This window comes from Priestia sp. FSL P4-0332 (assembly GCF_038005845.1).
In the GTDB taxonomy this organism is placed as follows: domain Bacteria; phylum Bacillota; class Bacilli; order Bacillales; family Bacillaceae_H; genus Priestia.
The window spans coordinates 1,610,442-1,622,689 of the sequence record NZ_JBBOUA010000001.1; the positions used below are offsets into that span (position 1 = coordinate 1,610,442).

Sequence of the window (12,248 nt, forward strand, 5' to 3'; positions counted from 1 at the left end):
ATATTAATAAATAGCCTGTTTTGATCAATTTTTTCAAAGCAGGCTTTTCTATTTGTTCTTTTATCAAGTATGAGTAAGATAACGAAATTTTTCTTTAAATTAGAGAAAAATAAAAAGGTCTTTGTATTACATTTTTTGTAGTCAAATGCAAAAAATAAGTATATAATCAATATTAAATTTGTACCTATAAATTTAATATATTGGAATGAATTTAAAAAGTCAGTATAAAAATAAGGAGTGCTATAATGAAATTCGCAAAGGATTTTTTATTTGGAGCTGCATCAGCTTCTTATCAAATAGAAGGAGCTTGGAATGAAGATGGTAAAGGCGAAACAAACTGGGATGTTTTTTCAAAGATTCCTGGAAAAACATATAAAGGCACAAATGGAGATGTAGCTATTGATCATTACCATCGCTACAAAGAAGATATTAAGTTAATGGCAGAGATGGGACTAGAATCGTACCGCTTTTCTATTTCATGGGCACGTATCTTGCCAACTGGCGATGGAGAAGTGAATGAAAAAGGCTTGGAATTTTATAATCAAGTGATTAATGAATGCTTAAAGTATGGAATTGTTCCATTTGTAACGCTGTATCACTGGGATCTGCCTTTGACGCTTGAAGAAGACGGCGGATGGACGAATAAACGAACAGCGGATGCTTTCGTTAAGTATGCAGAGGTTTGTTTTAAGGCATTTGGAGACCGTGTTAAACATTGGATTACGTTCAATGAAACCGTTATGTTTTGCGGATTAGGCTATTTAAAAGGAGCACATCCGCCTGGTATCCAAAACGATGAAAAAAAGTACTTTCAAGCTACACATTATGTGTTTTATGCACATGCAAAAGCCGTAGAGATCTATAAGCAGCTGGAGCAGTATGGAGAAATTGGTATTACACATGTCTTCTTACCGGCTTACAGTGTTGATGATAAAAAGGAAAATATCTTAGCTGCTAGACACGCGAATGAATACGAAACGTTTTGGTATTATGATCCGATTTTAAAAGGCGAATATCCATCTTACGTCGTACAGCAATTAAAAGAAAACGGATGGACCCCAAGCTGGACGAAAGAAGAGCTAGATACATTAAAAAGAAATGCCGAAAACAATGATTTCATTGGTCTTAATTATTATCAACCGATTCGAGTAGAGAAAAATCAAGAAGCTGTTTCGTCTATGGAGCACTCGAGGGAAACATCTACTTTAGCTCCTGGAAATCCATCGTTTGACGGCTTTTATCGCACAGTAAAGATGACAGATAAAACCTATACAAAATGGGGATGGGAAATTTCACCTCAAGGATTTTTAGACGGGCTGCATATGTTAAAAGAGCGTTATGGTGATATTAAAATGTACGTAACAGAAAATGGTCTTGGTGATGAAGATCCGATTATTGATGGTGAAATTGTAGACGTTCCCCGTATTAAATATATTGAAGAACATTTAAAAGTGATTAAGCGCGCAATAAAAGAAGGCATTCATCTAAAAGGATATTACGCTTGGTCTGTTATTGATTTATTAAGCTGGTTAAATGGTTATAAAAAACAATACGGATTCATTTACGTAGATCACGACGATAACTTAAATCGAAAGAAAAAACTGTCGTTTCATTGGTACAAGCATATTATTGAAACGAGAGGAGAAGAGCTATAAGTAAAAAGAAAACCTCTTGATTTTGATCAAGAGGTTTTGTGTATAATAGAAGCAGTAAATGATTGAGAATGTAAACTAGGGAGATTATATGGCTATAAAATATAAAGAAATTGCAGATCGTTTAGAAAGGGAAATTCGAGAAGGGACGTTTGATCAAACAAAAAAGCTACCGACGGAAGAAGAATTGATAAAAAAATTTGAAGTGAGCCGTAATACAATTCGAAAAGCAGTGACTCAGCTCGTCAATCGCGGCTATATCTATCAAGTCCAAGGAAGCGGCATGTTTTTGCGTGAGGAATCAGTCACAGATTATATTAATTTAGGCAGTCTTAGAGGATTAACGAAAGACTTAACGTCGAAAACAATTGAGACAAAAATTCTTTCTTTGCACGTGGTAGAAGCTGATGAATTAACCGCAAAAGGTTTACGGTGTGAAGGCGGAACCAAGCTATATTATGTGAAGCGGCTGCGAATTGTAGATGAAGAACCTTTTTCTATTGAAATCAGTTACTTTAAAAAAGATGTGGTACCTTATCTAAATGAAGATATTGCATCAAATTCTATTTATAGTTACCTGATAGATCACTTAAAATTAAACATTGGGTTTGCTGACAAAGTCATCAACTGCGAAAAAATTGATGAAGAAAGTGCTGAACTCCTTCATATCGACCCATTCGACCCAGCACTGATTATCGAAAATACGGTGTGCTTAACGAACGGAACGATCTTTGAGTTGTCAAAATCTATCTTTCACTTTCAAAAAGCAAAAATCTTAAATCGTATCAATTTTAAATAACATCAGCATTAACCGGTTAAGTTTATTTTTCTTAACCGGTTTTTGATTGTTTAAGAATGAAATGAGGTCGTGGATATGAGGGTCTTTTCTATGATAACTAATTGGAGATACGAAAGAGAAAAATGATTTTTCTTTACAACAAGGTAAGAGGAGGTAGATTAAATTTCTTTATATCAAATGACAAGCCGTAACTTCTTTAATGCCGATACAGGGGAAATTTCACATAATGAATGGTTTGAAATATAGTGTAATTGAATATGCTCAAGGGAATGCTAAACATAAATCAAAATGAAAAGGGGTATAAAATGTGGAATATGTAAAAAGAGAAACGGCTATAAGTGAACTGACTCATCATATGGATGACATTTTACACAAATATAACCTTCAAGGCGTCTCCGTATATGAGGAAGAAGGAGAAGGTGATCACTATTATCTTGGCTACACAGTAAAAAAGGATAATCATGTGTTTATGCTTAACAGACCTTATATAAAAGATAAAGACGGGAAACTAGCAGTAGAAAAGCAAGAATGGACCGTTCAAGGTAACGAAGGAGAAACAAATGGATATACTTCACTTGAAGATGCATTTCAAAAAATTGATGAAATCATACATTAAATAAATTTGATGAATTTCACTGCGGATGCTTTTCTTTGAACGCTTGAGTACGAACAGTAGAGGAGCTAATAGGTGACGGGTGTCTTTCATCTATACTATCTAAATTTTCTTTGCTTTGAAGTCTAGAAAATTATATAATAAAAAATTGTTTTTTAAGGTTTTACTATATAAATACGGGGTACACATATAGTACAGCAGCTATCATGCAAATGGTTGTTGTGAAAGGTTAAATACTTAGTGTATGAAGGGACTGATTAGTTTTGAAAGGCTTAACAGCGACTTCAGCAAATGTATTACCGCAAATTGAAAGTAGATATTCGTATCTCACGCAAGGCACTTTGGTTATGAACCGATATACGTAACGAAAGGGCCTGACTAGGCAAACAAAGGAAAGACTGAATCAACGAGAAGAAGCCTGCATCTAAAAATGTAGGCTTCTTCTTTTTTACAGATGAAACTAAGATGATGGATGAGTACATAGCGGATATAAATTGAAAAGATTCACATTCAATCAATTTTCCGTGCACGTTTTTCTTGAAAAAAGGTCATAAGTTGAAGATACTGTATATAACTATGTAAAAGAATTTTTGAATACAAAATAGTAAATCTGCTTGAGGTGAAAATGATGAGAAAAGCAAATAAAAGTGAATTTCTGTGGAATACGTTAGACGGCTGGCTTTTTATCCCTAGGAACATTCCTTTACTATTTCTTTTTGTATTTCTCTTAGGGGTTTCTTACCTAGGTTGGGTTAAGCTGTTTCATAAATTCGTTTAGATACACCAATGAGCTGAAACAAAAAACTGTTTCAGCTTGTTGGCGTGCTGATTTATTTATTTTATGTATAGATGTACCGTAATTTACCTAAATTATTCATTCCATCCTTTGCAGACATCAACCCACTTTAAGCATTTCGAAAATTCTTCTAGTTCAGGTATTGTTAATTCGATTGCACTATTTCCACTTCCACAGGCAGGGAAAACGGTGACGAAACGTTTCAGAGATTCATCTAGATACACGTGAACACCTTCATTAACGGCAAAAGGGCATACTCCGCCTACAGCATGACCAATCAGCGTTTCTACTTCACTTGCTCCAAGCATTTTTGCTTTGGTTCCGAACTCTTCTTTATATTTTCGGTTATCAATTTTTGCATCTCCTGCTGCCACAATCAATAGAACAGTTCCTTCGGCGTTAAAAGAAAGACTTTTTGCGATCCGTTTCGGCTCGCATTTCAAAGCTTGCGCTGCCAGTTCTACAGTAGCACTGGACTCATCCATTTCGATAATTCGATTCTCCATACCATATTGTTTAAAATATGCTTTTACTTTTTCAATCGCCATTTTTTATATCCATTCCTTTCGTTAACTCTTGCAAATATGTATGATTGCCTTAAAGAGAATGTGCAGTTGTTCTTTATAGTGAAAAAATCTTATTATTTTAATATACAGAAATTATACACAACTTTGAAGTTAAAAGCACATATTCGTTTTAACTAAAAAAGTTACGTAGGTAAAGTATTTTTAACTGATTAAAGCAGGATTACGGAACCCTTTGACGAATGTAACTATGTCGGCTGCGAAAACATAGGCATTAGAACGAAAGATAAATGATGAAATTGAAAAGGCGCAAACGTTCTAGTGAAATGAGGAGAAGTAATGCCAAATTTACACACTGTCGTCAGTTTTTTTAGCAGTACATGTATGGCAACGATGAGTATGATTTATTTGTTTTCCCTTGTGCCGCGCGCATGGTCTTTTAAATTTCGATTTGGAGCCATGATTATAGGAATCCCAGTCGGCATTATAATGGGACAGGTTGCTATGCTGATCGGCTGGCACCATCATTAAAACTTTGAACTTTTTAACAAAAAAGGAGACGTGTAAAATGAATATTGTTACATTAAACAACGGTTTAAAAATGCCTCAGCTTGGATTTGGCGTATGGCAAGTAGAAGATAACCAAGCAGCATCTGCAGTGTCAAAAGCAATTGAAGTTGGGTATACCTCTATTGACACAGCCATGATTTATAAAAATGAAGAAGGGGTAGGTCAAGCGATTAAAGAATCTTCTGTTCCTCGAGAACAGCTGTTTATTACAACAAAAGTTTGGAACAGCGATCAAGGCTATGAAAATGCATTACGTGCATTTGACGAAAGCTTAGAACGATTAGGACTTGATTATGTCGATTTATATTTGATTCACTGGCCTACGCCTCAATATGATGAGTATGTGGAGACGTATAAAGCATTAGAAAAGCTTTATCACGATGGAAAAGTAAAAGCAATTGGCGTCTGTAACTTTGAAATTGAGCATTTAGAGCGCTTGTTAAACGAATGTGATGTAACACCTGTTTTAAACCAAATTGAGTGCCATCCGTATCTAGCTCAAAATGAATTAAAAGAGTTTTGTGCCAAACATAATATTTTTGTGGAAGCATGGAGCCCCCTTGATCAAGGAGGAGAAGTGTTACAAGACGAAGTCATTCAAAAAATTGCTGAAGTACATAGCAAAACTCCGGCTCAAGTTGTATTGCGCTGGCACTTACAGAACAACACAATTGTCATCCCTAAATCAGTTACACCGTCTAGAATAGAAGAAAACTTTAACGTGTTTGATTTTGAACTCACTGCCGATGATATGGCAGAGATTAATGAGTTAAACAGCAATCGCCGCAAAGGTCCGCACCCAAGTGACATGAACGTCCGATAACGTTTAAAGAAATAAGAATGTGCAGCCGTGAATCATCGCTGCTATAAGAAATAACGATTTTATTTCAGATTATTTAAAATTTTCTTAAAAAATAATTGACAAATGATTAATTCAGCGTAATACTTAGTGTAGGTACCCTAGTTGCTTTAAGTTGTACAGCTTAAAGTGTATAGTGATTTAGTCATTTAGCGATTGTTTGTATGTATAAGGTGAAGTGCTGATTATTAATAAAAGCCCATAGTGTAAGTAGGTTAGTTTATAGGGGGCTATATCAAAAGGAGCTTGTTTCCTCTTTGATATAGCCCCTTTTTGTGTTCAAAAAGAAAAGGTAGTCTACAGTTTAACAAGGGAGCGGGTATGATGTTTATTCAAATCGATGGAAATTCACTGACGTTCGACCAAATCTACAAAGTTATTTACCAAGGATACTCCGTGAAAATTAGCGATCACGCAGTTGAACATATACAAAAAAGCAGAACGTTGGTTGAAGAGAGTATTACGAACAACAACGTAATTTACGGAGTAAATACTGGATTCGGAAAGTTTAGCGATACGGTTATTTCAAAAACGGACTTAGCTGATCTGCAGATTAACTTAATTCGCAGTCATGCCTGCGGACTAGGAGAACCATTTTCTTTAGAAGTAAGCAGAGTCATGCTGCTGTTACGAGCGAATGCATTGGCTAAAGGGTATTCCGGCATACGACTGGAAACCTTGCAGCTGCTTATCGATTGCTTAAACCAAAATATAGTGCCGGTTATCCCAAGTCAAGGTTCACTTGGAGCTAGCGGTGACTTAGCTCCATTATCACATCTAGCGCTGCTGTTAGTTGGAGAAGGAGAAGCTGTATATAATGATCAGCGAATGCAAGGAGAAGAAGCTTTAAAGCTAGCTGGGCTTAAACCTATCCAATTACAAGCGAAAGAAGGGCTAGCTTTAATTAACGGCACTCAGGCAATGACAGCTGTAGGAGTAGTTTCGTACCTTGAAGCTCAAAAGCTAGCAGATCTTGCTGACGGGATTGCAGCACTGACGTTAGAAGGTCTGCAAGGCATTTTAGATGCATTCATGCCCGAGTCTCATGCGGTAAGACCTTATCCGGAACAACAGCAGGTAGCTGCCCGAATTCTTTCGTATTTAGAAGGCAGTCAATTAACTACTTCTCAAGGTCAAATAAGAGTGCAAGATGCGTATTCACTGCGCTGCATTCCTCAAGTTCATGGTGCTATTTATCAAGTTTTAAATTATGTAAAAGAAAAGCTGTTAATTGAAATTAATTCAGCAACCGATAACCCGCTCATCTTTGCCGACAGCGGCAAAGTAATTTCTGGAGGGAACTTTCACGGGCAGCCCATTGCGTTTGCTATGGATTTTCTAGGAATTGCAATGGCGGAGCTTGGGAATATTTCTGAACGGCGCATCGAACGAATAGTAAACCCTCAGCTTAGCGGGCTGCCAGCATTTTTAAGTGCAGATCCTGGTTTAGAGTCTGGACTCATGATTACTCAATATGCTGCTGCTTCATTAGTTTCCGAAAATAAAGTATTAGCGCATCCATCAAGTGTCGATTCCATCCCATCTTCAGCGAATCAAGAAGATCATGTCAGCATGGGAACGACTGCTGCACGTCACGCTTATCAAATTATCCAAAATACACGAAGAGTTTTATCAATTGAAGCAATTTGTGCGGCTCAAGCGGCCGATATTCAAGGAGTGGATAAACTTGCTTCAGAAACAAGAAAAATTTACTCAAGAATTAGAAAAACCGTACCAACCATTATTAAAGACCGAATTTTCTCACGCGATATTGAGGCGTTAGCAGCTGATTTCAAAACCTTTGTGCAAGATACTAATTATGAACTAGCGCTGTAATAAAAATGTTAGTTTAACAGTTTTTCATTTTTATAGAGGAGGAAAACAAAATGGAGACAAAACAAAGTGGAATGAAAGCACCCCGTGGAACAGAACTAACGACCAAAGGCTGGGTGCAAGAAGCTGCTCTTCGCATGCTTCTAAACAATTTAGATTCCGAAGTAGCGGAGCATCCGGAAAAGTTAGTCGTATACGGAGGAATCGGAAAAGCAGCCCGTAACTGGGAGGCGTTCGATCGTATTGTCGCAGCGTTAAAAGAGTTAGAAGAAGATGAAACGCTTCTTATACAGTCCGGCAAGCCAGTTGCGGTTTTTAAAACCCACAGTGATGCACCGCGTGTTTTATTAGCGAATTCAAATCTTGTTCCTGCTTTTGCAAATTGGGAGACGTTCCATGAGCTTGATAAAAAAGGGTTAATGATGTACGGACAGATGACTGCAGGAAGCTGGATTTATATTGGAAGCCAAGGCATTGTTCAAGGAACGTATGAAACATTTGCTGAGTGTGCCAACCAGCATTTTAACGGAACTTTGAAAGGAACGATTACGCTAACAGCTGGATTAGGAGGAATGGGAGGCGCACAGCCACTAGCTGTTACGATGGCAGGCGGGGTTGTAATTGGAATTGATGTTGATCGCACGCGTATTGAAAAACGTATCGAAACAAAATATTGCGATACGGTAGTCGAAAGCGTAGCTGATGCGATCACGTTAGCTGAAGATGCAAAAAGATTGGGCAAAGCGCTTTCCATTGGATTAGTTGGAAATGCAGCCGAGATTCTTCCTGAGATGATAGAGCGAGGATTTATCCCAGATATTGTGACGGATCAAACATCGGCACATGATCCACTTAACGGATATTTGCCGATTGGAGTCAGCTTAGCAGAAGGAGAAAGATTGCGGAATACAAATCCAAATGAATATATAAAACAATCAAAAGCAAGTATGGCTATTCACGTTCAAGCCATGTTAGAGATGCAAAGAAAAGGCGCGGTTGCTTTTGACTATGGCAATAATATTCGCCAAGTGGCGTTGGATGAAGGTGTCACGAATGCATTTGATTTCCCGGGATTTGTCCCAGCGTACATCCGTCCGCAGTTCTGTGAAGGAAAAGGACCGTTTCGATGGGTCGCTTTGTCAGGAAACCCAGAGGATATTTATAAAACAGATGAAGTCATTTTACGTGAGTTTTCGGATAATACGCATCTTTGCAACTGGATTAGAATGGCGAGAGAAAAAATTGAGTTTCAAGGATTGCCGGCTCGTATTTGCTGGCTAGGCTACGGAGAAAGAGCGCGTTTTGGAAAAATTATTAATGATATGGTGGCGTCCGGAGAGCTGTCAGCGCCTATCGTTATTGGCAGAGACCATCTAGATGCCGGTTCTGTGGCTTCGCCAAATCGGGAAACTGAAGCGATGAAAGACGGCAGTGATGCAGTAGCAGACTGGCCGATTTTGAATGCATTAGTAAATACGGCAGCAGGCGCAAGCTGGGTATCTGTTCACCACGGAGGAGGAGTAGGTATGGGGTATTCTCTTCACGCTGGAATGGTTGTAGTAGCAGACGGGACGGAAGAAGCCGCCAAACGTCTAGAACGTGTTTTAACAACAGACCCAGGCATGGGTGTTGTTCGTCATGTAGACGCCGGCTATGATAAGGCGATTCAAACTGCAAAAGAAAAAGGAATACAAATTCCGGCGTTAAATGAATAAAAAAGGAGGGATACGTATGACTATTACGTATATCAAATGCGCTGCACAAGTCATTACGGTTAAAGGAGGAAGTCAGCCTAGACGAGCGGAGGAAATGTCAGATCTAGGAATCATTGAAAATGGCAGCGTACTCGTGAAAAATGGAAGAATTGTATTTGTTGGGCCTGACGTCAAAGCGCAGGAATACCTTGAGCATATCCATGAACCTATTAATATAATTGATGCCGAAGGAAAAATCGTAACGCCTGGGTTGATTGATCCCCACACTCACCTTGTGTTTGGCGGCAGTCGTGAAAAAGAATTAGAAATGCGCTTAAACGGGGCAAAGTATATTGATATTTTAAAAGCGGGAGGAGGAATTTTACAAACAACCGTTAGTACACGACAAGCAACAGAAGAGGAGCTAATCAAGCAATCTACAAAACGTTTAAATAAATTTCTGCAGTACGGAGTTACAACTGTTGAAGCCAAAAGCGGGTACGGTTTAAATCTTAAAGATGAAATCAAACAATTAAAAGTAGCGAAGAAACTGAATGAACAGCATCCAGTAGATGTTGTTTCAACCTTTATGGGAGCTCATGCGGTGCCAGTCGAGTACAAAGGAAATGAAGATGAGTTTGTTCGTTTCGTTATCGAAGAAATGATACCAATCGTTGCAAAAGAAGAGCTAGCGGAGTTTTGTGATGTATTTTGTGAAGAAGGCGTGTTTACAGTTGAACAGTCAGATCGTATTTTACAAGCTGGAAAAGCATACGGACTAAAACCTAAAATCCACGCCGATGAAATTGTGTCTTTTGGCGGGGCAGAATTAGCGGCTAAAGTGGGAGCTGTGTCTGCGGATCATTTGTTAAAAGCATCGGATCAAGGAATTAAGCAAATGGCTGAAAGCGGAGTTATAGCCGTTCTATTGCCGGGTACTGCATTCTTTTTAATGGAAGAGCCGGCGCGTGCTAGAGAAATGATCGAAGCAGGAGTGCCGGTTGCTTTGTCTACAGATCGAAACCCAGGATCTTCTCCTACGGAATCGCTGCCGTTTATTATGAATTTAGCTTGTTTAACGATGAAGATGACGCCAGCAGAAGTTTTAACGGCCTGTACGATCAACGCGGCTCATGCCATTTGCAAAGGGAATCAAATCGGAAGTATTGAAGTAGGTAAAAAAGCCGATTTAGTGCTATTTGACGCTCCCAATTACCAAACGCTGCAGTATAACTATGCCGTAAACCTTGTAGACACGGTATTAAAAGATGGAAAAGTTGTGGTTGAAGGCGGTGTTTTGCATGAACTATCCGTACCCACAGCTTGATCGACCGCCTTTTTGCTGGCAGCGTCAAAGTACTCCTGACCCAAAAGTAAGTGATTGGATTCAGACAGTTGAAGATGGAAGCAGCGTCGACTTTACATCGATAGATATTACGGTCTTGGGCGTGCCTCTTTCAAGATCTTCCATTAGCGCTTCTGGAGCCAGTGAGACGCCAATGGCCATGAGGAAGCTCTGGAAATCCTTTAACCCGTATCATATTGAGTATGATACGGATTTGACTTCCTTGTCAGTGTTGGATTTAGGAGACGTCAAACAGCACGTAACGGATATAGGGAAGTCTCATCAGTATATAAAAGAAGCGATGATGTCTATGCGGAAATGTCATCCGCATGCGCTACCTATTATGCTTGGAGGCGATCATTCTATTACAGCTATGTTAGTAAAAGGGTGGAAAGAGTCACATCCCGAACAGAAAATAGGGATTTTACAGTTTGATACGCACTTTGACTTACGCAGCTTAGAAGATAACGGTCCTTCTAACGGAACCCCTATACGAAATTTAATCGAAAGCAATACTATTGATGCAGCTCATGTATGGAATATCGGACTTCACGGGTTTTATAATTCAAAATCGTTAAAGGAATATGCAGATAGCAAAGGCGTTCATTATGTAACGTTACTGCAAGCAAGAAAAGCAGGAATAAATCATACCGTGAAAGAAGCATTAAAACAGCTGAGCAAAGAGGTAGACATGATCTATTTAACAGTTGATATGGACGTGTTAGATATCGCTTACGCACCGGGAGTTCCAGCAGGAACGACAGGCGGAATGAGGACAGATGAGTTGTTTGAAGCAGTATACACCGCCGGGAGTCATCCACTTGTTCAAGCAATGGATATTGTATGTCTAGATCCGCTGCGTGATGTAGGAGAAATTACCGTGAAAGCAGGCGTACACGTGTTTTTGAATTTTTTAACGGGCGTTGCAAACAGAAAGTAAGGAAGTGTGCTTCCTTACTTTTTTATATGGCTATTTTTATAAGATTAATAAACGATTGTTGAGAGTGGGATAAAATAACTTTAGAAGTGTGTATGGATTTTAGTAAATATATTTTTACTAAAATAAACAATTTTTATTGTTTTTATTCGAATTTAGTAATAATATATTTACTAAAGAAGGTGGACATCTTATGAAGGGAAATCTGGCTAAGGAATATATCGCTTTAATACCGGTTTTATTTGAAAACTTCAAGAACTTAAACAGGAATGAAGTGAAATTAACACATTTACAAAATCACGTAGTTGAATTTATGTATATGAAAAAAAGAGATTTGAATATTAAGGAAATTAGTAATGGATTAAATATTGCCAAACAACAGTTAACGAATGTTATAAGTGAATTAGAAAATGAAGGATATTTAATCAAAATGCCTGATCCGCGAGATAAGCGTGCAGTTTTAGTCTCATTAACGTCTAAAGGAAAAAGTATTCAAGAAGAAAAATGGAGAGGGATTTATAGTAACTTTCATACAAATCTTGCGAAGTTAAATGAAGAAGAGCAATTAGACCTGCACTTCGCTCTTCATAAATTAAATGTTTTATTAAAAAAGATGGAGGGATAAA

The 12,248-nt window shown here is 38.2% G+C and carries 11 protein-coding genes; 10 read left to right on the forward strand and 1 reads right to left on the reverse strand.

What is annotated here, in order from left to right; all coding sequences use genetic code 11:
* The first annotated feature begins 245 nt into the window (after positions 1 to 245).
* From MKY06_RS08130 to MKY06_RS08140, 3 genes are all read left to right on the forward strand, one after another.
* Complete coding sequence (locus tag MKY06_RS08130; protein ID WP_013056314.1) at positions 246 to 1,655, forward strand: GH1 family beta-glucosidase; 1,410 nt, start codon at positions 246 to 248, stop codon at positions 1,653 to 1,655.
* An 88-nt stretch (positions 1,656 to 1,743) separates the two neighbouring features.
* On the forward strand, positions 1,744 to 2,451 hold the full coding sequence (locus MKY06_RS08135; RefSeq protein WP_013056315.1) for a GntR family transcriptional regulator: 708 nt from the start codon (positions 1,744 to 1,746) through the stop codon (positions 2,449 to 2,451).
* A gap of 307 nt (positions 2,452 to 2,758) precedes the next feature.
* The gene (locus MKY06_RS08140; protein WP_098278453.1) at positions 2,759 to 3,067 is read left to right on the forward strand and encodes a DUF5634 family protein; all 309 of its coding nucleotides are present in this window, start codon (positions 2,759 to 2,761) and stop codon (positions 3,065 to 3,067) included.
* Between the two features lie 867 nt (positions 3,068 to 3,934).
* Here MKY06_RS08140 and MKY06_RS08145 read toward each other — a convergent pair.
* Complete coding sequence (locus MKY06_RS08145; RefSeq protein ID WP_013082511.1) at positions 3,935 to 4,408, reverse strand: YbaK/EbsC family protein; 474 nt, start codon at positions 4,406 to 4,408, stop codon at positions 3,935 to 3,937.
* 315 nt (positions 4,409 to 4,723) lie between these two features.
* On the opposite strand from MKY06_RS08145, the gene MKY06_RS08150 reads away from it, so the two are divergent.
* From MKY06_RS08150 to MKY06_RS08180, 7 genes are all read left to right on the forward strand, one after another.
* Positions 4,724 to 4,915: a hypothetical protein gene (locus MKY06_RS08150; protein WP_034275619.1), complete on the forward strand. Its 192-nt coding sequence runs from the start codon at positions 4,724 to 4,726 to the stop codon at positions 4,913 to 4,915.
* Between the two features lie 37 nt (positions 4,916 to 4,952).
* The gene (locus MKY06_RS08155) at positions 4,953 to 5,777 is read left to right on the forward strand and encodes an aldo/keto reductase (RefSeq protein WP_013056320.1); all 825 of its coding nucleotides are present in this window, start codon (positions 4,953 to 4,955) and stop codon (positions 5,775 to 5,777) included.
* A gap of 360 nt (positions 5,778 to 6,137) precedes the next feature.
* Positions 6,138 to 7,649, forward strand: coding sequence for a histidine ammonia-lyase (gene hutH, locus MKY06_RS08160; protein WP_013056321.1), 1,512 nt, complete (start codon positions 6,138 to 6,140; stop codon positions 7,647 to 7,649).
* Between the two features lie 50 nt (positions 7,650 to 7,699).
* A complete protein-coding gene (gene hutU / locus MKY06_RS08165) occupies positions 7,700 to 9,361 on the forward strand; it encodes a urocanate hydratase (protein WP_029324272.1) in 1,662 nt (553 codons plus the stop codon).
* A 16-nt stretch (positions 9,362 to 9,377) separates the two neighbouring features.
* Positions 9,378 to 10,667 carry an imidazolonepropionase gene (gene hutI / locus MKY06_RS08170; protein WP_025601392.1) on the forward strand — a complete coding sequence of 430 codons (1,290 nt, stop codon included), beginning with the start codon at positions 9,378 to 9,380 and terminating at the stop codon, positions 10,665 to 10,667.
* Positions 10,642 to 11,625: an agmatinase family protein gene (locus tag MKY06_RS08175; protein ID WP_025601393.1), complete on the forward strand. Its 984-nt coding sequence runs from the start codon at positions 10,642 to 10,644 to the stop codon at positions 11,623 to 11,625. The genes hutI and MKY06_RS08175 overlap by 26 nt, the downstream gene beginning before the upstream one ends.
* A 190-nt stretch (positions 11,626 to 11,815) precedes the next feature.
* Positions 11,816 to 12,247, forward strand: coding sequence for a MarR family winged helix-turn-helix transcriptional regulator (locus MKY06_RS08180; protein WP_025601395.1), 432 nt, complete (start codon positions 11,816 to 11,818; stop codon positions 12,245 to 12,247).
* The last annotated feature ends 1 nt before the right edge of the window (position 12,248 follow it).